The sequence below is a fragment of the Eisenbergiella tayi genome (assembly GCF_001881565.1).
Taxonomy (GTDB): Bacteria; Bacillota; Clostridia; order Lachnospirales; family Lachnospiraceae; genus Eisenbergiella; species Eisenbergiella tayi.
On the sequence record NZ_MPDJ01000010.1, the window covers coordinates 220,617 to 246,037 of the forward strand.

At 46.1% G+C, this 25,421-nt stretch carries 23 protein-coding genes; 4 read left to right on the forward strand and 19 right to left on the reverse strand.

What is annotated here, in order from left to right; genetic code table 11:
• Nucleotides 1–22 precede the first annotated feature (22 nt).
• Nucleotides 23–1,024, reverse strand: coding sequence for a phosphate acetyltransferase (gene pta, locus BLA28_RS28220; RefSeq protein ID WP_044967081.1), 1,002 nt, complete (start codon nucleotides 1,022–1,024; stop codon nucleotides 23–25).
• Nucleotides 1,025–1,358: 334 nt separating this feature from the next.
• Between pta and BLA28_RS28225 the strand changes: the two genes are divergently transcribed.
• Nucleotides 1,359–2,609, forward strand: coding sequence for a nucleotidyltransferase (locus BLA28_RS28225; RefSeq protein WP_069159507.1), 1,251 nt, complete (start codon nucleotides 1,359–1,361; stop codon nucleotides 2,607–2,609).
• A 6-nt stretch (nucleotides 2,610–2,615) separates the two neighbouring features.
• On the opposite strand, the gene BLA28_RS28230 is transcribed toward BLA28_RS28225, so the two are convergent.
• The 14 genes from BLA28_RS28230 to licT form a co-directional block, all read right to left on the reverse strand.
• Nucleotides 2,616–3,980, reverse strand: a complete 1,365-nt coding sequence (locus BLA28_RS28230) for a PFL family protein (protein ID WP_009256459.1) — start codon at nucleotides 3,978–3,980, stop codon at nucleotides 2,616–2,618.
• A 96-nt stretch (nucleotides 3,981–4,076) separates the two neighbouring features.
• A complete protein-coding gene (locus BLA28_RS28235) occupies nucleotides 4,077–4,349 on the reverse strand; it encodes an ACT domain-containing protein (RefSeq protein ID WP_009256460.1) in 273 nt (90 codons plus the stop codon).
• Between the two features lie 20 nt (nucleotides 4,350–4,369).
• Nucleotides 4,370–5,170, reverse strand: a complete 801-nt coding sequence (locus BLA28_RS28240; RefSeq protein ID WP_009256461.1) for an MBL fold metallo-hydrolase — start codon at nucleotides 5,168–5,170, stop codon at nucleotides 4,370–4,372.
• A 104-nt stretch (nucleotides 5,171–5,274) separates the two neighbouring features.
• Nucleotides 5,275–5,868, reverse strand: coding sequence for a dephospho-CoA kinase (coaE, locus tag BLA28_RS28245; protein WP_069159506.1), 594 nt, complete (start codon nucleotides 5,866–5,868; stop codon nucleotides 5,275–5,277).
• Nucleotides 5,869–5,884: 16 nt separating this feature from the next.
• The gene (gene polA / locus BLA28_RS28250) at nucleotides 5,885–8,533 is read right to left on the reverse strand and encodes a DNA polymerase I (RefSeq protein WP_069159505.1); all 2,649 of its coding nucleotides are present in this window, start codon (nucleotides 8,531–8,533) and stop codon (nucleotides 5,885–5,887) included.
• A complete protein-coding gene (locus BLA28_RS28255; protein ID WP_009256464.1) occupies nucleotides 8,530–8,853 on the reverse strand; it encodes a zf-HC2 domain-containing protein in 324 nt (107 codons plus the stop codon). Before BLA28_RS28255 ends, polA begins: the two co-directional genes overlap by 4 nt.
• A 188-nt stretch (nucleotides 8,854–9,041) precedes the next feature.
• Nucleotides 9,042–9,383 (reverse strand): hypothetical protein, encoded by a 342-nt coding sequence (locus BLA28_RS28260; protein WP_069159504.1) that lies wholly within the window; start codon nucleotides 9,381–9,383, stop codon nucleotides 9,042–9,044.
• A 197-nt stretch (nucleotides 9,384–9,580) separates the two neighbouring features.
• On the reverse strand, nucleotides 9,581–10,720 hold the full coding sequence (gene nagA / locus BLA28_RS28265) for an N-acetylglucosamine-6-phosphate deacetylase (protein WP_069159503.1): 1,140 nt from the start codon (nucleotides 10,718–10,720) through the stop codon (nucleotides 9,581–9,583).
• 54 nt (nucleotides 10,721–10,774) lie between these two features.
• The gene (gene nagB / locus BLA28_RS28270; protein WP_069159502.1) at nucleotides 10,775–11,500 is read right to left on the reverse strand and encodes a glucosamine-6-phosphate deaminase; all 726 of its coding nucleotides are present in this window, start codon (nucleotides 11,498–11,500) and stop codon (nucleotides 10,775–10,777) included.
• Nucleotides 11,501–11,708: 208 nt separating this feature from the next.
• Nucleotides 11,709–13,166, reverse strand: coding sequence for an N-acetylglucosamine-specific PTS transporter subunit IIBC (nagE, locus tag BLA28_RS28275; protein WP_009256468.1), 1,458 nt, complete (start codon nucleotides 13,164–13,166; stop codon nucleotides 11,709–11,711).
• A gap of 95 nt (nucleotides 13,167–13,261) precedes the next feature.
• Nucleotides 13,262–13,519: an HPr family phosphocarrier protein gene (locus tag BLA28_RS28280; protein WP_009256469.1), complete on the reverse strand. Its 258-nt coding sequence runs from the start codon at nucleotides 13,517–13,519 to the stop codon at nucleotides 13,262–13,264.
• A 93-nt stretch (nucleotides 13,520–13,612) separates the two neighbouring features.
• Nucleotides 13,613–15,229 carry a phosphoenolpyruvate--protein phosphotransferase gene (gene ptsP, locus BLA28_RS28285; RefSeq protein ID WP_044967051.1) on the reverse strand — a complete coding sequence of 539 codons (1,617 nt, stop codon included), beginning with the start codon at nucleotides 15,227–15,229 and terminating at the stop codon, nucleotides 13,613–13,615.
• 19 nt (nucleotides 15,230–15,248) lie between these two features.
• Nucleotides 15,249–15,737, reverse strand: coding sequence for a PTS sugar transporter subunit IIA (locus BLA28_RS28290; RefSeq protein ID WP_081330242.1), 489 nt, complete (start codon nucleotides 15,735–15,737; stop codon nucleotides 15,249–15,251).
• A 21-nt stretch (nucleotides 15,738–15,758) separates the two neighbouring features.
• A complete protein-coding gene (gene licT, locus BLA28_RS28295) occupies nucleotides 15,759–16,616 on the reverse strand; it encodes a BglG family transcription antiterminator LicT (protein ID WP_069159501.1) in 858 nt (285 codons plus the stop codon).
• A 526-nt stretch (nucleotides 16,617–17,142) separates the two neighbouring features.
• Here licT and BLA28_RS28300 point away from each other — a divergent pair.
• Together BLA28_RS28300 and BLA28_RS28305 are read left to right on the forward strand one after the other, a co-directional pair.
• On the forward strand, nucleotides 17,143–18,111 hold the full coding sequence (locus BLA28_RS28300; protein WP_044967053.1) for an SGNH/GDSL hydrolase family protein: 969 nt from the start codon (nucleotides 17,143–17,145) through the stop codon (nucleotides 18,109–18,111).
• 89 nt (nucleotides 18,112–18,200) lie between these two features.
• Nucleotides 18,201–19,049, forward strand: a complete 849-nt coding sequence (locus tag BLA28_RS28305) for an SGNH/GDSL hydrolase family protein (protein ID WP_009256474.1) — start codon at nucleotides 18,201–18,203, stop codon at nucleotides 19,047–19,049.
• An 85-nt stretch (nucleotides 19,050–19,134) separates the two neighbouring features.
• On the opposite strand, the gene BLA28_RS28310 is transcribed toward BLA28_RS28305, so the two are convergent.
• From BLA28_RS28310 to BLA28_RS28325, 4 genes are all read right to left on the reverse strand, one after another.
• Nucleotides 19,135–20,526 carry an ABC transporter permease gene (locus BLA28_RS28310; RefSeq protein ID WP_069159500.1) on the reverse strand — a complete coding sequence of 464 codons (1,392 nt, stop codon included), beginning with the start codon at nucleotides 20,524–20,526 and terminating at the stop codon, nucleotides 19,135–19,137.
• A gap of 18 nt (nucleotides 20,527–20,544) precedes the next feature.
• Nucleotides 20,545–22,272, reverse strand: coding sequence for a COG1361 S-layer family protein (locus BLA28_RS28315; protein ID WP_069153549.1), 1,728 nt, complete (start codon nucleotides 22,270–22,272; stop codon nucleotides 20,545–20,547).
• A 21-nt stretch (nucleotides 22,273–22,293) separates the two neighbouring features.
• Nucleotides 22,294–23,016: an ABC transporter ATP-binding protein gene (locus tag BLA28_RS28320; protein WP_009256477.1), complete on the reverse strand. Its 723-nt coding sequence runs from the start codon at nucleotides 23,014–23,016 to the stop codon at nucleotides 22,294–22,296.
• 94 nt (nucleotides 23,017–23,110) lie between these two features.
• Entirely contained in the window at nucleotides 23,111–24,436 is a 1,326-nt protein-coding gene (locus BLA28_RS28325; protein ID WP_069159499.1) for an MATE family efflux transporter, read from the reverse strand.
• A gap of 159 nt (nucleotides 24,437–24,595) precedes the next feature.
• Between BLA28_RS28325 and BLA28_RS28330 the strand changes: the two genes are divergently transcribed.
• On the forward strand, nucleotides 24,596–25,420 hold the full coding sequence (locus tag BLA28_RS28330; RefSeq protein WP_069159498.1) for a MerR family transcriptional regulator: 825 nt from the start codon (nucleotides 24,596–24,598) through the stop codon (nucleotides 25,418–25,420).
• The last annotated feature ends 1 nt before the right edge of the window (nucleotide 25,421 follow it).

Sequence of the window (25,421 nt, forward strand, 5' to 3'; positions counted from 1 at the left end):
CCCTTTTCATATTTACAGCTTTTTATACAAGCTGTGCCTGTACCGCCGTCAATGCAACAACGCCCACGATATCCTCCCAGGAGCATCCTCTGGAAAGGTCATTAACGGGTCTTGCAATACCCTGAAGCATCGGACCATAGGCTTCCGCTTTACCGAGACGCTGTACCAGCTTATAGCCGATATTTCCTGCGTCCAGGTTGGGGAATATCAGGACATTTGCTTTTCCGCCAACTTCGCTGTCAGGAGCCTTGGATTTGGCTACCTTGGGCACCAGTGCGGCATCGGTCTGCAGTTCGCCGTCAAGAGTGAGATGAGGATATTCTTCATGAGCGATTTCCACTGCCTTTACCACCTTGTCCACGAGAGGATGATGTGCGCTTCCTTTTGTGGAATGGGAAAGCATCGCAATAATAGGCTTTGCACCGATCAGCTGTTTAAAGCTCTTGGCGCTGGTGTCCGCAATGGCAGCCAGTTCTTCCGAAGTGGGATCCTGATTCAGACCGCAGTCAGCAAAAAGGAATGTTCCGTGCTCTCCATACTCACAATCCGGAACATCCAGGATGAAGAAGGCAGAAACCAGCTTTACTCCCGGAGCGGTACGAAGGATCTGCAGGGAAGGTCTTAATACATCAGCCGTGGCGTGGCATGCACCGGCAACCATTCCGTCCGCATCATTGGCTTTTACCATTACAACTCCGAAGGTAAGAGGATCACTTATCAAAATTTCCTTCGCCTTCTCTACCGTCATTCCTTTGGACTTCCTTGTTTCATAAAGAAGCTCCACATATTCATCCAATTTATCTGTTTTCGTCGGATCTATCACCGTCACTCCGTTGAGATCCACTTCCAGCCAGCCGGCGCCGTCCATGATCTTCTCTTCATTGCCAACCATAATAATATTGGCAATCCCCTCCTGCAGCACATGAGCTGCTGCAATCAGCGTCCTCTTGTCGTTTGTTTCCGGCAGCACAATGGTCTTTCTGTCCGCTCTTGCTTTCTCCTTGATCGTGTCAATATAAGACATACCCAAAAAACTCCTTTCTATTCCACTTCTTCCAATTTTTGTCGTTCTTTCATCGTCTGAATAAATTATACAGAATTCCTTTTTTGTATACAAGGCCATTTTCCTGAATTTATTGTACAAAATCCTGCACATTTTATAAATTTGCTAAAATTGTTCGTGAATTTGTACAAAAAGTGGAGTCTGATAAATTTCTATCATTGTTCCTTTACCCGAAACATGATATTCTTACCATAAACAAACCGTAACTGTCCGGAGACGCGTTCCCAACTGGCGGGGATGGGTTTCTGGACAGTTACGTCAAACACTGAAATTGAATTCAGAAAGGACTCTTTACATGAAGGTTACCGGAATTATTGCAGAATATAATCCCTTTCATAAAGGACATGCTTATCATATACAAAAAGCGAAAGAACTTACCGGAGCCGATTATATCATCGTAGTGATGAGCGGCGATTTTACACAGCGTGGCATGCCCGCCATTCTGGATAAATACACTCGGGCGCGTATGGCGCTTGCCTGCGGGGCCGATCTGGTCCTGGAGCTGCCGGTCCGCTTCGCCTGTGCCAGTGCGGAATTTTTTGCCGGGGGAGCTGTTTCTCTGTTGGATCGGCTGGGAGTGGTGGATTCGCTTTGCTTCGGAAGTGAATGCGGCGACGCCGGACGGCTGCAGAAGGCAGCCTCTGTCCTCGCAGGGGCGGAAGCCTCGGAAAGCTTCAGGAACACTCTGCGGGAAGGTATACGCAATGGCCTCTCTTTTCCTGCGGCACGGGCGAAAGCGTTGGAAACGCAAGAAAATGGAACCGGTGAGCTTTTTACACTCCCCAACAACATCCTGGGAATCGAATACTGCCGTGCCCTCCTGCATCTGAACAGCCCTGTCCGGCCTGTCACCGTCCTCCGTAAGGGCGCCGGTTACCACGAAGAGGCACTTCATGATGCGCAAAACGAAACTCCCGGTTTCAGTTCCGCTTTTGCCATCCGTCAGGCACTGCAGCAGGGCGGCAGCTTTGACACTGTCCGCGGTTCACTCCCTGAAGAAACGCTGGAAATCTGGGAATATTGTCTTAAAAATGGCGGAATCGTTTCAGAGAAAGATTTTTCCCCACTCCTCCGTTACCGGCTGCTGATGGAAGCGGAAAACGGGTTTTCTTCCTATGCGGATGTCACACCTGATTTTTCTGACCGTCTGAAAAAGAACCTGGATCAGTTTACCGGCTGGCACGATTTCTGCCTTCTGCAGAATTCCAGGGATATGACCTATACCAGAATCAGCCGCTGTCTGTGCCACATCCTTCTCGGACTGTCACAGGAAAAACAGGAAGAAAGCAAACATATGGCTTTTGCCTCCTATGCCCGTCCCCTTGGTTTCCGCAGAAGTGCCGCTCCGCTGCTCCAGGCTGTCAAACAGAATTCCTCCATTCCTTTTCTTTCCAAACTGGCAGATGCCCGGCAAATCCTTTCTCCCTTTGCCGCCAGCCTGCTGGAGGAAGACATAAAGGCCTCCCATATTTACCAGACTGTAGTCAGCGGCAAATATGAAAAGCCTTTTTTGAATGAATACAGGAGACAGATTCCTATCCTGTAATTGGTTTCAGTTCTTAAAGCTGTGGATTGGAGCGGGAATTCTTCCGCCCCTGTTTACAAAGGCTTCACAGCCAAAGGAATTTACCGGCATAATGGGCGCATGCCCCAGCAGGCCTCCGAATTCCGCATGGTCTCCCACCTTTTTCCCGATAACAGGGATCAGCCGGACCGCCGTCGTCTTCTGATTCACCATACCGATTGCCATTTCATCCGCTATAATACCGGAAATGGTGGATGCCTTGGTATCTCCGGGAATGGCGATCATGTCCAGGCCCACGGAGCAGACGCAGGTCATGGCCTCCAGTTTTTCCAGGGTGAGCGCGCCGGCCATCACCGCATCAATCATTCCCTGATCCTCACTCACCGGTATGAACGCGCCGCTTAAGCCGCCCACATAGGATGAAGCCATTACGCCGCCCTTTTTCACCTGATCGTTTAGCAGCGCCAGCGCCGCCGTTGTCCCGGGCGCTCCTGCATGCTCCAGCCCTATTTCGCAGAGAATGTCCGCCACGCTGTCTCCGATAGCCGGAGTCGGCGCAAGGGAAAGATCGACAATACCGAAGGGAATCCCCAGCCTTCTGGATGCCTCTCTCGCAACCAGCTGGCCTACTCTTGTTACCTTAAATGCCGTTTTCTTGATCGTTTCACAGAGAACCTCAAAGTTTTCTCCGCGTACTTTTTCCAGTGCTGTTTTTACTACCCCGGGACCACTTACACCCACATTGATGATTTGATCCGCTTCTGTCACGCCATGGAAAGCTCCCGCCATAAAGGGATTATCATCCGGCGCGTTACAGAACACCACAAGCTTGGTACATCCGGAAGAATCCGTTTCCTTCGTATACTCTGCGGCTTCCAGAATGATTTCTCCCATCAGCCTGACGGCATCCATATTGATTCCCGTCTTGGTAGAACCCAGGTTTACGGAGCTGCAGACTCTTTCCGTTCTGGCAAGAGCCATGGGAATGGAGCGGATCAAAAGCTCCTCCGCGGGAGTCATTCCCTTGGATACCAAGGCGGAATAGCCGCCGATAAAGTTTACTCCCACTTCCTTGGCCGCTTTATCCAGCGTGTCCGCAATGACGGCAAAATCCTCCGGAGTTTTACAGGCCGCCCCTCCAATCAGGGCGATGGGGGTAACGGAAATTCTTTTATTTACAATCGGGATCCCATATTCTCTGGAAATTTCTTCGCCCACCTGAACCAGATTGCTGGCCGCCCGGGTGATTTTCTGATATATCTTTTCATTTACTCTGTCAAGATCCGAATCAATACAATCCAGAAGGCTGATACCCAGAGTTATGGTCCGCACATCCAGATTTTCCTTCTCGATCATCTTATTCGTTTCATTTACTTCAAATATATTAATCATACCTAAACCTCTTCCACTCCTGTATGTAGAACCGCCCGCCAGGGGTCCCCAAAGCCTTCAGCCCGGCCGGCAAAATCATTACGGCCTGCAATGATATCAGAGCCTGTGCATCTGGTTAAAGATTTCTTCGCTCTGGCATTTGATAATAACACCGATTTCCTCTCCCAGCCGGGTGAGTTCATCCGTGATATCACCAAAAGGTTTTCCGGTATGGTTCATGTCCACAATCATCATCATATTGAAATAGCCCTGTACAATAGTCTGGCTGATATCCAGGATATTAATATTGTTTTCCGCAAGATACGTACACACTCTGGCTATAATTCCAACCGTATCATGTCCTACTACCGTTATAATAGTTTTTTTCATATGCTTTCCTCCAATTTTCCTTATGCGATTTCGATCAAACGGGAAACCTCGCTTCTTTTTGCCACCTGAATCGGGAAATCCCCCGCTTTATATTGGGTATCCGACTGGGTAATCTCCAGCTTTACCGTCTCATAGGCCAGCTCCGGCAGGTTGTTTTCTTTGCTCAGATGCCCCAGCACAATATACTGAAGCTTATCATGAAGCAGCCGGCTTAACAATCTTCCTGAATTTTCATTGGAAAGATGTCCCCGGTCTCCCAGTATCCGCTGTTTTAAAGGGTAAGGATAAGGCCCTACCTGAAGCATATTCACATCATGATTCGCTTCCAGAAGGAGGGCATCCATCCCTCTCAGTGATTCTATCGTATAATCATTGTATGTGCCCAGATCCGTTATCACACCGATTTTCTGTTTTCCATAAGAGAATCGGTAAGCCACCGGCTCCGCCGCATCATGGGAAATCCGCATGGGATTAACCGTCATATCCTTTATAGTAAAGCTTTCATCCGCTTTTACCGTCTGGAACAGACCGTCATCTATCGCTCCGAGGCTTCTGCATCCCCGGATGGCATCCAGCGTTTTAGGAGTCGCATATATGGGAACGTTGTATTTGCGGGAAAACACGCCCAGACCGCTGATGTGGTCACTATGTTCATGAGTCACGAAAATCGCATCCAGCTCACCGGGACATATTCCCAGGCTGTTGAGCCCTTCCTCCGTCCTCTTTCTGCTGATTCCCACATCCACCAGAACATGTGTGGTATCCGTCCCTACATAAATGCAGTTTCCGCTGCTGCCGCTGGCAATGCTGCACAGTCTCATAATCTTTTTAACTCCTTATCTTTCGCCCTGTCCATTTTATATCCATGTACTAATATGCCATATCCTGATCATTCTTGCAAGGGAAAAAAGCCATCCATGCAAAATCAAGCTTTCTTAAGCGCATTTTCCAGCTGCGCATAGGTTTCCTGCAAATCTCCGTTATTTTCAATGACCCTGATGCAGTTCCTGCGGAATTCTTCCTCAGACAGCTGGCTGGCAAAAATCCGGTCAATCTTTTCATCCGTATAGTTTCTGCTTTCCTTAAGACGCCTGCGCCTGATATCCGCATCGGCATGGATATACCAGAGTTCGTCCGCAACTTTTCCATATCCCTCTTCAATCAGCAGCGCCGCTTCCAGAAAAAAAAATGCAATACGTCCCGTTTTTCTTTCCTTATCCACTTCCTGTAATATGTATACTTTCACTGCAGGATGGATGATCGCGTTCACTTTGGCGAGCAGTTCCCTGTCCGCAAAAATTAGGGCAGCCATTTTTCCCTTGTCTATCCTGCCCTCTGCGTCCAGAACTCCTTCACCTAATAATTCCACAAGCTGCCCGTAACATTCTTGTCCGGGCAGCTTCACTTCATTTGCCACATCATCCGCCAGCAGGATACGGCAGCTGCAGTGAGAAGCCAGATAGGAAAGCACCTGGGTCTTTCCCGCTCCTACGCCGCCGGTAATACCAATCAGCTTCATTTTAAATCCGCTCCTCTTATTTTGCTTCGTACCAGTTTTTCCCCGTATGAAGATCAATTTCCAGAGATACCGCCAGATCCGCAGCGTTTTTCATTTCTTTTTCCATTATGGCGGCAACCTGTTCCAGTTCATCCTGCGCCGTTTCCACCAACAGTTCATCATGGATCTGGAGAATCAGTCTGGACTTCAGATTTTCCTCTTTCAGCCGCTTCCATACACGTATCATGGCAATTTTAATGATGTCCGCCGCAGTTCCCTGTATCGGGGCATTCATAGCCACTCTCTCCCCGAAGGAACGCTGCATAAAATTACTGGACTTCAGTTCAGGCACCGGCCTTCTTCTTCCAAACATGGTAATAGAATAACCATTCTCCTTCGCCTTCTCCACTTCTTCATCCAGGAATTCCTTCACCTTGGGGTAGGTTTTGAAATACTCCTCTATATACTGGGATGCCTCTTTTCTGGAAATGCTCAAATCCTGGCTTAAACCGAAAGAGCTGATCCCATATACGATTCCGAAATTAACCGCCTTGGCATTCCTTCTCTGCAGATCCGTCACCTGCTCAAAAGGCGTGTGGAACACCTTGGATGCCGTAATTCTGTGGATATCCGCATCGGAACGGTATGCTTCAATCAGCTGTTCATCCCCTGACATATGGGCGAGAACACGCAGCTCTATCTGAGAATAATCCGCATCGGTAAACAGATAGCCTTCCTTCGGCACAAAAACCTTCCGGATAAGCCTTCCCAGCTCCATACGCATGGGAATATTCTGAAGGTTCGGCTCTGTGGAGCTGATTCTTCCGGTTGCCGTAATTGTCTGGTTCAGGGTGGTATGAATCCGGTTATTTTCTCCGATATATACCGCCAGGCCGTCGGCATAGGTGGATTTCAGCTTCGCCAGTCCTCTATATTCCAATATCTCCGATACAATGGGGAATTCCGGCGCCAGCTTTTCCAGAACATCCGCCGCTGTGGAATAGCCTGTCTTTGTTTTCTTTCCTCCGGGAAGCTTCATTTTCTCAAAAAGAACTTCTCCCAGCTGCTTCGGCGAATTGATATTAAAATCTTCTCCAGCCTGCTTATGAATGGAATTTTCCAGTTCATTGATTCGGTCTACCAGCGCATCCCCATAGGCCTTCAATTCCTCTGGGCGTACTTCCACCCCTTCTTTTTCCATTTCATGAAGGACCCTGGTCAGAGGCATCTCTATCTCACGGAACAGATTTTCCATCTCTGTTTCCTGTAATTTTTCCTGAAGGAGCGGCTGTGCAAGGAAAATGGTATAAACGGCAAAACCCGCATATTCCTGAAATGCCTCTTCTTTTTCCTGTGCCGCCTTCGTCAGGGAAAGCTTCTCCAGAAGCTGCTGACGGCTCTGGATCATAAGCCCCAGCTGCTCATTGGCTATATCCTCGATGCTATAATCATTTTTCAACGGATTCAGCAGATAAGCGGCAATCAGCACATCAAAAAACTGCCCTGTCTCCTCCTGGTTCAGATATGCATACTGCGGTTTGATCTGAAAGGTCGAAAGTTTAGTTCCTTTATCGGCCAGTTCGGCCAGCTTTCCTGTCAGGTATTCTTTGGTCAGGAAGCCCTGAGACCGTAAAATCCATATCTTATCCGGTGCCGCCGCCAAAGCCAGCGCTGCAAAATCCTCATCTTTACCGCTGTCCTCCAGTACCAGAAATGCCGCTCTCTCCGCCTTACCCGCTTCCGCAAATGCAGTTTCAGCTTCCGTGAGATCGGATGTCATGAAGAAAGAATCCTTCTGGCTGTTTTGGGTAACCGCCTCCTCTTCAAAACGCCCGAGCAGATTTTTAAATTCCAGCTGTTTAAACAACGTATATGCCTCCGGTGTAAATAAGTCCTGCATGCTCACCATGTCCCAGGTTACGTCCAGATCACAATCTGTATGGATCGTTGCAAGGACCTTGCTTAGATCCGCCAGCTCCTTGTTTTCAGCAAGAGATTCGCGGATACTTTTTTTGCTTATATCATCCAGATGAGCATATATATTATCCAGGGAACCGTACTGTACCATGAGTTCCGTCGCAGTCTTGGGCCCTACCTTGGGAACCCCCGGAATATTATCGGAAGAATCGCCCATCAGCGCCTTCAGTTCAATAAACTGTACCGGAGTTACCTGATACGCGTCCTCCACATCTTTTGCATAATAATCCTCGATTTCCGTCTTTCCGCCCTTGGTTTTGGGAATCCGGATTTTTATATGGTCACTGGCAATCTGAAGAAGATCCCTGTCACCCGATACCAGGGCAACCTCCATCCCATCCTTTTCCCCCTTCTTCGCCAGGGTTCCCAGGATATCATCCGCCTCAAGACCTGCCTTTTCCACAGTACAAACTCCCATAGCCTTCAGCACTTCCTTAATAACAGGCACCTGCTCCCGCAGCTCCTCGGGCATGGGCTTTCTTGTCCCCTTATACTCCTTATAAAGCTCATGCCGGAATGTAGGCGCATGTACATCAAAAGCCACCGCCAGGAATTCAGGCTTTTCTTCCTCCAGTATTTTAAACATAATATTCAGGAAGCCATAAACCGCATTGGTATGAAGCCCCTGCGCATTACTCAAATCAGGCACACCATAGAACGCTCTGTTCAGTATGCTGTGCCCGTCAATCAGAACCATTTTTTTACTCATATAAATACCACCGTTGTCATAACCAGAATCACTATCAGCATGGCGATCACTTCAAAATAATATAATCCCCGCTGCAGTCTCTGGCGTATTTTTACATGGCTTTCCGCCATTTGAAGTCTTGCGGACAGTTCATCATTTAAATTAAAAGCATCCCCGTCCTCCAGACGTTCCATTCCCACCGTAACCAGGAACTGAATACTGAGCTCCTCTTTACAGGATGGACACTTCTTCACATGCTCCAGGAACTGCTTTGCCGCCCTGGTTTCCATTTCTCCCTTAATAAAATCAGGTATCAGTTTTTCAGCCTGCTTACAATCCATCCGGACGGCCTCCTTCCTTTGCGCATATCATCCATGTGGAAAGGAAACCTATATATAGTTTCCTCCGCTCTTATATTAATATATACTAAAATTACCAGATATAAAAGATTTTTCTTAAAAAGACAAAAAAATAAGAGAGTAACCTCAGAAAATAAAGTATTCCTCTCTTATGTAATATAAAAACAGTACTATGCAAAACTGTTTACTTTATCTTTCATACGGCGCATTTCGTTTTCCAATGTATTAACACGGATAATAAGCATTTCTTTTTCATTTTCCACCTTTAATGCCTCGTCAAGCTTGCGTGAAAGATCCTGATGCCCTTCGGCAACTCTTCTTATATTGGGGCCTATTTCATTTTCCAGTGTCAAACGAATATCAGTCACGCCATTTTCCAACTTCATAAGACGATTATCCAGCTGTGTAAAGCGATCATCCATTTGTGAAAAACGATCATCCATCTGCATAAACCGTTCATCCATAGCCCCCATTTGCTTCAGCAATAAATCAAGTTTTTCAGAATCTGTCATAAGCTATACCTCCTATATGCATATAGTAACATAATCAAAAGATAAAGTCTATTCCGTTATTACTATCCATTCAGAACACAATTACAGTTCAGACAGGCCTGAACCGTTAAACATACAGCCAATAAAATCATAGCGCAATAGGCCGGATGCCGTACATAAAAGCACGGCATCCGTATGATTTACAGCTTTATTATCTGTTACAGCATCTTCTTCCCTCTGCAGTAGGTCTGAACCACATCGTAGTTGTCTTCCAACACCACAATATCCGCATCGTATCCTACCACCAGTTTCCCCTTTCGTTCATCCACTCCGAGACATCTGGCAGGGTTGAGCGTACAGGAATTAATAGCAGCATCCAGAGGAACCAGGGCTTTTTCCACCAGAATCTTAAGTCCCTTATTCATATTCAATGTGCTTCCTGCAATTGTATCGGTCCCCTTCAGTCTGGCGAGTCCGTCTTCCCCAATTTCAATATCATGGCCTCCCAGCTGATAGCTGCCGCCCGGAGGGCAGTGCTTTGCACGGAGCGAATCACTTACCATAATTCCATAATCCCTGCCCTTGGCCTGGAAATAGTTATTTAATGCCGCCAGATGGGAATGACAGCCATCGCAGATGATTTCACCGTAAATATCCCTTACACGGAAAGCAGCACCCACAAGTCCCGGCTTTCTGTGATGATAAGGTGTCATTCCGTTATAAACATGGGTCATGCTGGTCGCACCATTGGCAATACCCAGCATAGCCTGCTCATAAGTCGCAGAGGAATGCCCCATACTCACTACAACACCGGTTTCCCGGCAGTGTCTGGTAAGAGCAAAATTCCTGTCATGTTCAGGGGCCATGGTAATATATTTGATCAGGCCTTCCGCCGCTTCCTGGTACATTTTAAACTGCTCTACAGCCGCGGTGGCAATAGCCTCAGGAGGCTGGGCCCCCTTATATTCCATGTCCAGATAAGGGCCTTCAAAATGAACACCCAGGATTTCCGCGCCTTCATAGCCTTCCTTAACTACGGCCGCAACATTTCTCAACGCTTCGGTCAGGACCTCCGGCATCTGCGTTACCGTAGTGGGGAGGATAGCCGTTACACCCTCTTCAGGAATACGTTTCATCCAGTCACGCAGTCCTTCCGGTTCGGCGTCATTCGTATCAAAACCATAAGCTCCATGGGTATGCACATCTATAAAACCGGGAAGGATACGCTTTTCGCCATAATCCTCATCCGCTTCTTTTGTACCATAAGGAAGGATGTCCGTTATTTTTCCGTCATTTACTTCCAGCTGCATGGCGAGAAACTGTCCGGCTATCCATACCTGCTTGCTTTGTATTATCATATCATTATCCTCCTAGAATGCTTTATTCCAGCCACATAAGTAAGGAATGTTCTGTCAGATTCCGGAAAGCGCCGCCTCATCTGCAACTACAACCACATCATTATGAAGCTGGAGAACAGATGCAGGAACCTGAGGCTTTACCGGTCCGAAAAATGCCTTCTTAACGATCTCAGCCTTATCTTCCCCGCTTACAACCACAAGAACCTTTTTAGCCTGCATAATCGTTTTAATCCCCATAGTATATGCCTGTTTGGGAACTTCATCATAGGAAGCGAAGAAACGCTGGTTCGCCTTAATGGTGGACTCTGTCAAATCCACACAATGGGTTTCCAGTTCGAAGCTGTCAGCGGGTTCATTAAAGCCGATATGTCCGTTATGGCCCAGGCCAAGAAGCTGAAGATCAATTCCTCCCACAGACGCGATCACCTTATTGTAATCATCACATGCCTTCGCGCTGTCCGGCTCCGTTCCGTCAGGAAGATGGGTTCTTTCCTTATTAATATTTACATGTTTGAAAAGATTGTCATTCATAAAATAATAGTAGCTCTGGTCATTATCTCTGGTCAGCCCCTTGTATTCATCCAGATTAACAGAGGTAACCTCGGAGAAGTCCAGATCCCCTTTATTGTACCATTCCACAAGCTGCTTATAGGTCCCGACAGGCGTGGAACCGGTAGCAAGCCCCAGTACACAATCCGGCTTGATAATAACCTGTGCGGAAATAATATTTGCCGCTTTCCTGCTCATGTCCATATAATCCTTAGCTTTAATAATTTTCATTTTTACTGCTCCTTCTCAATGTATTTAGTATATACGTTTCCCTTATATTATAAACTATTATACAGCCAGTCTCCAGACTGTTCTATGTACAATCCGGTCTTTTTTTAACCATATTTGTCCAAAAAGTCTTTATAACCAAATTCGGAAGCTCCTGTTACGGAGCTTCCGACTGTGCTAGGCAGGAAAATTTGGGTTCTGTATGCTTTTATTAAAGCATTTTCTTCATTTCATCCGCTACGAACTGAACCTTGGTTCCTACAATTACCTGAACGGATGTCTTGCTGGGTCTGATAATACCCGCAACACCGGCTGATTTGATTTTCTTCTCATCCACCTTGGTGTAATCATTGATTTCGAAACGAAGTCTGGTAATACAGTTATCCAGAGACTTCACATTTTCTTTACCGCCAATTCCTTCAAGAACAACCTTGGCAACTGCTGTAAAGTCGTTGTTTGACAGAACCACGCTCTTTTCGGCTTCCAGGTCATCATCTTCACGGCCAGGTGTCTTAAGGTTGAATTTGGTAATAACAAAACGGAAGATTACATAGTACAGGATACCTACTACGATACCTATCGGGAGCACTAACCAGGGATTCTCGGCCAAAGGCGTAAAGGAACTCAATACAAGGTCAATGGCGCCGCCGGAGAAGGAGAAACCTGCTCTGACAGGAAGCGCTACGGTAATACCTGCGGTAATACCAGCTAACAATGCATGAACGAGATACAGTCCGGGAGCCAGGAACATGAAAGAGAATTCGATAGGCTCTGTTACACCGGTGAAGAAAGAACAGAATGCTGCAGATGCAAGCAGACCATAAACTACTTTCTTCTTATTGGATTTAGCTGTATGATACATCGCCAGACAGGCAGCAGGAAGACCAAACATCATGAACGGGAAGAATCCTGTCATGTACATACCAGTCTGTCCGTAAGTACCTGTATTTCCCCAGAAGTTTCCGAGGTCATTAATTCCTGCAACGTCGAACCAGAATACGGAGTTCAATGCATGATGCAGACCGAAAGGAATCAGCAGACGGTTGAAGAATGCATAAATACCTGCACCTACAGCGCCCATTCCCAGGAAACTTTCTCCCAGTTTAACCAAACCGCCAAACAGCAGAGGCCATATAAAGAACAATATTGCGGAAGCAAGGATAGAGAACATAGCCGTTACAATTGCAACCGCACGCTTGCCGCTGAAGAAAGAAAGTGCATCGGGAAGCTTGGTTCCTTTGAATTTATTATAGCATGTTGCACCAATCAGACCGGCCAGGATACCGACAAACTGGTTATTGATTTTGGCGAATGCAGGATCTGCATCCGCACCGGTCAGACCTGCTACTGTGCCGGAGCTGAGCAGTGTGGTAATCATCAGGAAAGATACCAGACCTGCCAGACCTGCGGTACCGTCATTATCATCAGACATACCGACAGCGACACCAATGGCAAAAAGCCATGCCATATTATCAATCAGAGCACCACCGGCTTTAATCAGGAATAAACCGATTGTATAGGCAACACCGCCTGCTGTAAAGCCCGCAACCTCACCAGCCATAGCGGCAGGTGCCAAAATGTACCCAACGCCCATCAGGATACCACAAACCGGCAGACAAGCAACCGGCAGCATCAAGGACTTACCTAATCTTTGCAAATACTTCATCATAATTAAAATTGCCCCCTTCTTTTTCTGTTCTGCCCTAGCTACAGAACTTTTTCTTTATTCAAAAGGAATTCTCTTTCCTTTAGAATACAACTTGTTTACAGGTTCTCTTTCATGAAGGCTTCCAGCGCCTGTGCCGCAGCATCTTCATCCGGTCCTTCTATAGTAAAAGTAACAGTCTGGCCCTGTTTCACGGCCATCATCATCAGGGACATAATTTTCTTTGCGTCCCCCTTCTTGGTTCCGTTATCCACGGAAACTGTGCTGGCAAATTCTGCAGCCTTCTTTACCAGAAGACCCGCAGGCCTTGCATGGATTCCCAGCTCGTCAGTGATCGTATACTTAAATTCTTTCATGTACGTCTGTCTCCCTTCTTCATATTTTTATCAAAACCACTCTCCGTTTATTCCGGAATTGTGGCAGATACCTTTTTCAGCAGTTCTTCAGGCCTATATATCCCTTACCGCTTTTCTTACACTCAATACATAGGTGGGAGACACGGAAAGCTCATCTACTCCCATATCAACAAAAGTCTTTGTCAGAGTGGTATCCCCGCCAAGCTCGCCGCAGATGCCTACCCAGATTCCCGCTTTATGACCATTTTCCACCGTCATCCGGATAAGCCGGAGAACTGCTTCATGATGAGAATCATAAAAATCATCAAGATTCTGATTCTGCCTGTCTATAGCCAGCGTGTACTGAGTCAGGTCATTTGTTCCAATACTGAAAAATTCAACTTCCTTCGCCAGCTCATCACTGATAACTGCTGCCGCCGGTGTTTCAATCATGATTCCCAGTTCCACTCGGTTGAAGCTGATTCCTTCTTTGGTAAGCTCCTCTTTTACTTCCTCCACAATTTTCTTTATTTTCCTGATTTCTCCTACGGAAATAATCATGGGGAACATAATAGCCGCCGTACCGAAGGCAGAAGCCCTGTAAATAGCTCTCAGCTGTGTTTTGAAAACCTCAGGTCTTTCCAGGCAGATACGGATAGCGCGAAAGCCCATCGCCGGATTTTCTTCCTTGGGAAGTTTAAAATAATCCACCTGTTTGTCGGCCCCGATATCCAGGGTTCTGATAATTACCTTCTTGCCTTCCATCTTTGAAAGGACTTCCTTATATATATGAAACTGCTCTTCCTCTGAAGGATAATCTTCTCTTCCCAGATAAATAAATTCACTGCGGAAAAGTCCGATTCCGCCGGCATCGGATTCCAGTACCTTATCCACATCTGATACATTTCCGATATTGGCATACAAGTTAATTCTGCGTCCGTCAGAGGTAATGTTGTCTTTACCTTTTAATTCCTGAAGAGCCGTACGCTCTTTTTCATATTCCATCTTTTTCTGTACCATCGTATCCAGCACCGAATCCTCCGGATTGATGATAAAGGTACCGCTGAATCCATCCACCACGGCCTTAGCACCGCTGTACTCTTCCAAAAGGGCTACATCCGTCTGTACAAGAGCCGGAATGTTCATGGACCTGGCCAGAATTGCCGTATGGGAATTCGTTGAACCATGCTTGGTTACAATCGCAAGTATTTTGCTTTTATCCATCTGCACAGTCTCACTGGGGGAAAGGTCGTCTGCCAGCAGTATCACCGGTTCTTCCGATACAATTCCCTCTTCGCCTACTCCTGCGAGTATCCGTATCAGACGTTTGGAAATATCCAGGACATCTGCAGAACGGGCTTTCATATACTCATCATCCATACTTGCGAAAACACCTGCGAAATTATCTCCGGTAAGGCTCACGGCATATTCCGCATTCATTTTTTCATCCCGGATCATCCCGCGGATAGAGTCCAGATAATCTTCGTCTTCCAACATCATCTTATGGACATCAAAGATCATCGCCTGCTCTTCTCCGGCTTCCACCAATGCTTTCTGATACAGCTCCTCCAGCTGGCTTCCGGCGGCTTCTTTTGCCTTTTCCAGTCTTTCCACTTCTGCCTCGGGATTTTCCACAGTTTCCTGCTTCAGAACATATTCCTGCTTTTTGTACAAATATATTCTTCCTATTGCAATCCCTTTTAATACGCTTTTACCGGAACATTTAATCATGGTTATTCCTCCCAGCTATTTACTTGGTAATTTCCAGACAATCGTCACCAGGTTTAACCGTCTTCCCGGTTTTTCCCTCGACAGAAGCATAATCTGACGTATTGCATACAATCATGGGGGTAATGACATCATATCCGGCGGCCTTAATCTGTTCGATATCCGCTTCTATCAGCAAATCCCCCTTGCTTACTTTGGCTCCCGTCTCCGTATGGATTGTAAAATGCTGTCCGCTAAGCTTAACCGTATCCAACCCGATGTGAATCAGGATTTCCACCCCCTCCGCCGTAGTGAGTCCCAGTGCATGGCCTGTGGGAAATACAGTGGTTATCTCGCAGTCTGCAGGTGCATATACCTTTCCGTTAACAGGCACTACTGCGATTCCCTTACCGAGTATTTCCTCACTGAAGGTAGGGTCATTTACCTGCTTCAGGGAAACGCATTCTCCTTCCAGAGGCGATCCGAGAACAATTCCTTTTTTCTTAAAAACATCAAATAAGCCCATTTTCATCCATCCCTTCTTTTTGACTGATCATTTTTTGTTATTCTGTGTCATATCTGTAAAGCTGCCGGCCTGTTTCAGCTGCAGGGCCAGATAAATCTGCTCTTCCCCGGTCATTTCACAGCCGTACTGCTCTTTCACATGTTCTTTTACCTTTCCTGCCAGCGCGTATTCCCCGCTGCAGTGGTTCTTCACAAATTCTTCAAATACGTAATCCTCTCTTCCTTCCACAGGAGGAAGCAAAAGCATCCGGTGAGCGAGGAATTTAAGGTTGGATGCCAGCCTATCCCTGTAAAGGGAATCCTCCGGCGGCAGATTGAGACTTTTCTCCAGTATCTGCATCATATCCTGTATCATATTAGTCATAGCCCATGTATCCCGGACCTTAATATCAAATTCGGCATCTACAAGATGAATGGCTATGGAAGCCGCTTCATCGTCCGGCAGGCGTATCCCTGTCCTTTCTTCTATAAGGCTGAGGGCATGCATTCCGATTCCGAACTCCTGAGGATAAAACCGTTTGATTTCACGGTAAAGGGCATTGGAAAAATCCATTCCGTCTTTAAAACGTTCTATTGCAAAACCAATATGGTCGGTGAGTGTCAAATATACATTCTGGCTGAGCTTTGTATTCAGATTTTTTCTTGCACATGAAATAATATCCGCCGATACCTGAATATATTCTAACGGCATGCTTGCGAGCAAATCTTTAAAGCGTTCCCGCACATCCTTACTTTCCAGCCGGAATATCTTTTCTATGCCATCCTCCGCTACATCCTGCCCGGCTTTCTTCTGAAAACCCAGGCCGCGGCCCATAACAATTATTTCCTTACCCTCCTCATCCCAGGAGGATACCACATTATTATTAATTATTTTTCCGATTATCATACCTGACCTCTGCTGTGGAGATTGGAAGTATAATTCTGGTTTCCGGTTTGTTTTACGCTGTTAGCATTCCCAAAATATATTTCAGAATGTAATTTATGAATAAAAAAAACCAAATCTTATAAGTTAACCTCACCAGCCTGTACTCACACAACATACATACGGCGATTAACTTATAAAATCTGGTTTTGCCTGCCTGACAGTAACAACCCACTCAGTATTTATCTCTTTCCCTCATCTGAATTGAGCATATCAAACTTGCCAATCGATGTCAAGAGCGAATAGGTAATTTCGTGTCTTTTTCACATATTTAACGTTTAGTTTTTATGCATATCGTCTATATCCTATACTTTTTCAAATATTCATTTTTCCTGTTTATATATATAATATCTAATTTTATTCTTTTCCGCGCTAACACTTTCATGTGACAGAGAATTTAATCTTAAGAAATTTTTCCGCCTATTCCTTATGAATCATGTTATAATAACAGGCATAGACTTATATTAACCATAATCAGGTAGGAGTTCTCATGAAAAAAAGAAAATCATCCGGTAATTTTATCGGCATAGGCTTACTGTGCCTGCTGTTTTTATGTGTAGCTGTTTTCAGTATTTTCTTTGTCTGCTGCAGCAAGCCGTCCTCCGACTCATCTGAGGAAACTATTCCCCCCGAAACTTTTTCCGAAACGGACGGCATATCTGACAATACCGCAGCTCAGACGGAAAGCTCTGTACCTCCGTCCGAAGAAGCTTCCACAGAGCAGAAGGAAGCGCGGAATTTGACCGGATTGAAATTGTCCATTCTTGGGGACAGCATTTCCACATTTGATGGTTATATCCCGACTGACTATAATATCTTTTATCCTAACTACGGAGATATTTCCACAGTAGAAAAAACCTGGTGGTTTCAGGTTCTCTCTTCTACAGGAATGGAGCTGAATGCCAATGCTTCTTCTTCCAACACCGATGTTTCGGGTGATTCTTCAGATACTACCGGCAGCGCCCCCGGATGCAGTTTCAAGCGGATTAATGATTTAACCCCCGGTGACGACGGCCCCGCTCCTGATATCCTTATTGTATTTATGGGCGTAAATGACTTCCTGCGGAGTGTGGAGCTGGGTAATTTTACCACTCCTGAGGCACAGCAGGAAGGGGTTATTACCAATTTCTGCGATGCTTATGAGCTGATGCTGCAGAAGCTGGCGGCAACTTATCCCAAGACACAGATTTATTTCTGTACCCTTTTGGAAACCAATGCAGGGGATGTTGACGACAATCCCGGAGCCTTCCCTTCCACCAATGAAAACGGGAACACAATAGCTGATTTCAACGCGGAAATCGCCACAATCGCTTCCGCCTATAATTATCCGGTAATTGACGTCCATAATTGCGGTATTACCTATGATAATCTTTCGGATTATACCATTGACGGCACCCACCCCAATGCGGAGGGCGCACACCTTATCGCGGAATATATTACCAAATCACTTTTATATTAGTTACAATAACAGACATAACTTGACAAACTCCTTTTCTCTGTGATACCTTTTTTATTGGATAACAATTGAGAAAAGGAGTTTTTTATGCTATGAAAAAAGGAGTAAAATTCACAGCCCTGGCCCTGGCAGCTTCCCTTATGTTTACTTACCCGCTGTGCAATGGCATAACTGCAGATGCCGCCGCTCCGCTGAAAACAGTGGAATCTTCCAATGTTCCTACGAAATACACTGGTATGAGCCTTTCCATTCTGGGGGACAGCCTCTCAACCTTTAATGACTATATTCCCAGAGATTATAATATTTTCTATCCTGGAAACAGCGGTATTCCCATGGTAGAAGGGACCTGGTGGTATCAGGTGCTGAACGCCACAGGTATGCGCCTGTGCAGCAACGCTTCTTCCGCCAATACTAATGTAACCGGGAATTCCCTTGCCACGGATGGCTCCGCACCTGGCTGCAGCTTCCGTCGTATTATGGATTTAAAGGGTGCTGACGGCACGTCTCCCAATGTCATCGTAATTTATATGGGTGTAAACGATTTTGCCCGGGATATACCGTTAGGCTCCTTTAAGGCACCTTCTCTTCAAACCGAAGGAACACCTGCCACCTTCAGCAGTGCTTACGAACTGATGCTTCTGAAAATAAAGACTCTGTATCCCGATGCCGCCGTATACTGCTGTACCCTTTTTGCCAGAGATCCGGGGCTCAGAGCGCCGGGAACCAATACTCCCGTGAACAGAAATGGGGATTCTATCATGGACTTCAATAAACAAATCCGTGCTATTGCCGCCGCATACGGCGCATCCGTCATCGATGTTTATAATTGCGGAATTACATATGATAATCTTTCTGTTTTTACCAGTGACGGCGTACACCCCAATCTTCCGGGCGCACAGCTGTTTGCCAACTGTGTAACCGCAGCGTTAGTTAATTCCTGACAGACGATTTCGATACAGAAGAAAAAAGGCTCCGGTATAAAAGCAATGTCTAAGCTTAACGACATTCTTTTGATACCGGAGTCTTTTATTCGTTTCTTATTGCCGCAAGAGGACTCAGTCTCATCGCTCTGAGCGAAGGGAAAAATCCCGCTATCATTCCCACAAGAACGGCAAAGACCAAAGACAGGAGCGCCAGCCATGGAGGTATATAGGACAACGTCATCATATTCCCCATAGATGCCACGATCTGGTTTATCAGTATCGATATGGCAAAGCTGAATACCAGCCCCACGATACCACCGATAAAACCGATAAATCCTGCTTCCATCAAAAACATCATCTGAATATTTCTCAGGTCACAGCCCAGGACCTTCATAATACCAATTTCTTTCGTACGTTCATAAATGGACATCATCATCGTATTTGTGATTCCGATAGCTGCTACCAGCAGTGAAACCGCTCCGATTCCTCCCAGTACCAGCTGCACGTATCCGTACTGTGTCTGCATGGCCTGTACCCATTCCGCGTTGCTGGAGGCCTGGTATCCCATGGCATTGATGGCATTCTGCACCTCTGTAACGTTTTCCATGTCATCCACATCTACATATATCTGACTGTAATATATTTCCTTGAAGGGCTTACCCGTTTTTGTAGTCGGCTGTCCGGGAATGGCTTTATTTTTAAATATACGCTTTAATTCCGTCTTCAGCAAATCAATATCACAATAAACATCATAGCTGTATCTGCTCCAGTTTTCGGGACCGCCCTCTACCAGGCCGCAGGTACCAATGAGATACTTTTTGGGAGGAGGCGTCTTGGAAGCTCCCGAACTGCCGTCTCCATATTTATTACTGTAATAAGCGCTTGTGTCGAAAATAACGAAAACAGGGTCCTTCAGAAGATTAACATCCGGCATTTCTCCCTTCTCATAATACGGATAGCTGCCGGTTCTCGCATTATAAAAACTCTGTAAAACCATATTTCCATAAAAGAATTCCAGCTTTTCCGCATTTTTCTGAGGAAAGGTGCCTTCCCCCAAAGGGATTTTCATAGCCTCAAAAGCCTCCGGAGTCATTCCCTGGACTCTGAAATTGCCTTCATAAATCCCGCTTCTGGCAATGACATCCACACTGAGCACCGGCGACACAAGATTCACGTGCGGGATGGCCTTCAGGGTTTCCACCAGCTCATCATCCAGCCTTTTTTCCTCCTGCTCTTTATCGGAAGAAGAGCTTTGCACCATAACGCTGCCGGAATAAGAATAGCCATAACCTCCGGCTTCGTTAACCGTAATCGCGGTAAGGCTGCCGTAGGATTCCATTTCTTCCATGGATGACTTATTCAGCCCCAATCCCAGGGAAACCATTACTACAATAGAAGCCACGCCAATGGTCACTCCCAGCACGGTAAGCAGGGTACGCACTTTTCTCTTCCACAGGCTGCTGCTGCTTAACCGCAGCAAATCCAAAAATTTCATATCCGCTCCTGCCCCTGGTTATTCTTCATTGTCTGTGTCCAGCAGCTCTTCTTCCAGTTTCAGGGCCGCCGCCTTCTTTTTCTTTTTTCTGACTGTCACAATGACAATTATGACTGCTGCCACAACCACCGCCGCTGCAATACCTATAATTAAACCGATATTAACGCCGCCCTGGTTATCCACGGGAATATCCTCCGGCATTGAGGGATCCATATAAACCTCTTCATAGACATCCAACGCAAAATTCCTCTCAAAGCTCACCAATTCCCCAGATTCATTTTCAAAGGATATTTTAGCTTTGATTGTTCCGTCACCCGTACTGGGGGCAACCGCAGTAATCATGGAATCCACGCTTCCTGTTTCTCCCGGTTTCAGAGTTCCGAGGAAGGTATCTCCTCCTTCAATGGAATCCCCCTCATATTTCACCTGAAGATTATAAAAAGTGGTTTTACCGGTATTATATATGCTGAACATGACATTAGACTGGCTGCCTATGGAAATGCTGGCAGGCATTGCCTCAATATCACTGGTATCATACTTAGCCTCCTGCAGCACCGGAACGGATACCTTTGCCTCATCAGTCAGGTCGACATCTTTTCCTGAATCATATTTCATTTTTACGGTTATTACATAAGGCTTCTGTGTCAGATCCGTCTTGGCAGTCATTTCGATATTAATATCAAATTCACTGCCGGGTCCGATGGAATCCGTGTAAACAGAACTGGAACCCGAAGTAGGCAGGAATACAGCATAGGTGGTATTGGCCTCCGTACCGCTTTCCACCGCCTGCATGTCAAACAGCACATTATTAACCGCTTTTTCTTTGGAGGTATTCTTCACATGGATAGTTACCATAAAGGTATCTCCGGCATAAATTTCCTTGGGATTTGTCTCAAAGCCGGTTACAATAATACGCGGTTTGGACTCCACGGCTCCGTCATCGCCGCCGATATGCCCTGCGCCGGGTTTTCCCTGTGTATATACATAAACCAATACAGTCTCCGGCTCTTCACACCTTACCCCTGCCTTTGTATACCAGATTTCAAAAGACAGCGGGTAATAGCCGGTCATTACATCTTCTCTCACCGTAAAATTATAAGTCAGTTCTCTTCTGGCAAACATACCGGCCTCATAATTACCTCCATAGGGATTTCCCGGTATTTCCGCAAAAGACTGAACATATCCCGTAGCATCCGGTTCAAAAGGCCATAGCTTGACATCATTGGAGACGACAGGCTTCACCACCAGATCCGTAAGATTCTCACTTCCCAGATTTATAATAGGCAGAACAATGGAAACCTGCTGCCCGTAGCTGACAGACGGTGTCTCCCAGTTATTTCCCACCTGAAGGAATTCCGTTGTAGGTTTCGTTACCGACGTGTCCGGAACTACCGCATCCAGCTTGGCCTTCATCTCGCCTACGTAAGACCATAATTCACCGACACTCATCTCTGTGTTGGCAATATAATATATGGCACTGTATAAAGTGTCATTCAGCTTCTTAAGCGTATATTCATCCGGATGTGTCCGCTTCAGTATACTGTCCACATGCGCCTTCAGCTGGGCGTCGGCATCTGCACGATCGTCATCAGTAATTACATTCGGCGAGGATCGGTCAATCGTATTGCCGCTGGTCGAAGAGGCCATTACCCGTCCTGCATTTCCCTGAAAAGGTACCGCTGCAAGCAGCGCTATGCATACTAATGTCAAGCTGATGGTGCTGATGATTTTTTTTCCTGCGTTCATTTTCTTCCCCTCTGTACTTCTCTAAGCATTCTCTTGTATTTTCTGCCGGTTGTCTTCTATTTTAACGATTTTGCCATCGATTATATGGAAGATACGATCGGCGAAACTCGCCAGATAATTATCATGGGTAACCATGACCAGCGTCTGCTTCTGTTCCCTTACCACCTTCTGCATCAATTCCATAACCTCCTTCGAGGTATTGGAATCCAGATTGCCGGTAGGTTCATCGGCAAAGATTATTTCCGGGTTCACCACAAGGGCTCTGGCCACGCCCACTCTCTGCTGCTGGCCGCCGGACATCTGTGTCGGCTTATGCTTCTTATGCTCCTTCAGCCCGACCAGATCCAGGACTCTGGAAGCCCGCTTCAAACGAATATCCTTATCCACTCCCTGAAAGGTTAAGGGAAGCGCCACATTCTCCACCGCATTCATGGTTCCCATCAGGTTAAAGGACTGGAAAATAAAACCGATATGCTCTCTGCGGAATTTAACCAGCTGGTTTTCCGTCTTATTCTCCATATGTTCTCCCGCAATAATTATTTCACCCTTGGTAGGTTTCTCCAACCCCGCCAGCATATTCAGAAGAGTCGATTTTCCTGAACCGGAGGTACCCACAATCGAACAGAACTCCCCTTTATATATTTCAAGGTTCACTCCGTCAAGCGCGCGTACGTGGCTGTCGCCAACCCGATATACTTTATATAAATTCTTAACCTGAATGACCGGCTTCGCTTCCGTTCCCATGCAATCCTCTCAATCTGCCAAAAAAGTACATTTTTTCAAATTCTTTCTTCGACATTATATCATACTCCATTAGTTTTTCCTATTTAAGATTTTTTTAATATTCATAAACACTTTTGTATTTTTTTACCTGATAAAGCGCCAGAATCAATGTGGCGCATTCTGCCGCCGGTACCGCAAGCCAGAGGCCATTTATCTCCCATAGCCAGGAAAATAACAAAATACCTGTAACCGTAAACCCAAACGTACGGACCATGGATATCATTGCCGAAATCTTTCCGTTGGACAAAGCCGTAAACAGAGAAGAAACGAAAATATTCATGCCGGCAAAAAGGTAATTGACGGAGTATAATAAATATCCCTGATAGGTCAGTTCATTGGCAGAGGTCCCTCCGGGAAGGAAAAGTCCCACCAAAGGTTTAGCCAGAAGTATGGATGCTCCTGTCATAAGAAAAGAGCATAATATCATACTTTTCATACATATTCGAAATACGGTCTGCAGCTGTTTCTTATTCCTGCTGCCGTAATTATAGCTGATGACCGGGGCAACCCCATTGGAAAAGCCCAGAAACACGGCAGTAAAAAAGAACTGCGTATACAGAACCACCGTTACCGCGGCCACTCCGTCTTCTCCTGCAAAATGCATCATAAGAAGATTCATCAGCCAGGTAATAACGCTGGCCGCAAGATTACTCACCATTTCCGAAGAGCCGTTCAGGCAGCTTTCCCACAGCACTTCCCCCTGGAAAGAAGCTTTTACCAGGAAAAGCTCCGTTCTGGGCTTTAAAAAATAAAAAAAGGCAAAAACAGGCATTATGGAATATCCAACCGCCGTTGCCAGGGCCGCTCCGCCGATTCCCCAGTCCAGAACCGCAATAAATATATAATCCAATATCATATTAGCCAATCCTGACAATATGGTAAGCCCCAATCCCAGATTAGGCTTCCCTGCGGTAACAAAAAGGACCCCAAGAATCGTCTGCAGCATCTGTACCGCCATGAAGGGAAGAAGTATTATCATATATTCCCTGCAGTAACCCATCAATCTTTCACTGGAGCCCAGAAGTTTCAGCAGCGGCTCCAGAAAAACCATGCTGACAATGGTAAAAAGGATTCCAAGAATCAGCCCGAATACAAGAATCCTTGTGAAGTTCTTTCTCGCCTCCTGTGCCTGCCCCAGGCCAAGCTGTCTTGCTATGACTGCACTTCCGCCGGTTCCCAGCATGATTCCCATGCCTACCACCAGTCCGATCAGCGGATAAACTATATTGATGGCAGAAAGGGCATCCGCTCCCACAAAACGGGACACAAAGAACCCGTCCACCATGGTATACATTGACATGAATACCATCATTATTATCGTTGGAAATGCAAATTTCAGCAAAGTCCTTCCATTAAAGTTCTGTGAAATAGAATGGCTCATATTCCGTCCTCCTGCTGTTCATCATTTACAAAGCTTGCAAGCCCCGCAAAAGCCTACTATAATGTATGGAGTAACCCTATAGTCAACACTTTTTTATCCATCTTTTGGACGGCGGCCCTGTTCCGGTAATTATCCTGAGCCGCATGTTTTGGAGGAACCATGAATAACAATTCGAAACCGCTGTTTACCACAGGAGAATTTGCAAGGCTCTGCAATATACGAAAAGACACTCTTTTCTATTATGATGAAATAGACCTGCTGAAACCTGAAATCATACAGGATAATGGCTACCGTTATTATTCCGCCAATCAGCTTTTTTTATTTGACATCATTGCCATGCTGAAAGAATGCGGCACACCCTTAAAAGAAATAAAAGAATATATCACCGCCAGAGAACCGGCATCCTTTCTGACCCTCATGGAAGAAAATGATAAAATCCTTTCTGCGGAAATGGAACGGCTGATGCATATCCACCGCCTGATGCGCAATACCATCAAGCTTACGAAGCATGCTCTCAGGGCAGAATATAACGTCCCGTTCCTGCAGGAATGCCCGGAAGAATATTTTATAGCCATGCCCTTTTCCACCGAATATGAGGACTATGAAAGGAATCAGTCCGAAACAATTAAGGCACTGCTGGAATATCTGGAAGCCAATCTCCTGGGGGAAGAATATCCCTTAGGCTCCATTATTTTAAAAGAGAACCTCCGTTTCGATGAATATAAGGAAGACTATTACTGCAGCAAACTCTCCTCTCCCGTACAAAATCCCCTGCTTTTTGTAAAACCGGCAGGAACCTATGCCATGCTCACTCATAAAGGTTCTTATGAGACCCTCAGCCAGTCCTATAACATCCTCAAGGATTACATCAAAAAGTCCGGCCTTCAGATAACCGGCAATTCTTATGAACATGAATTGCTTAATTATCTGGCGACCGGACGCTCCGAAAACTATGTGATTGAAATTTCCATTCAGACGGGCTGAA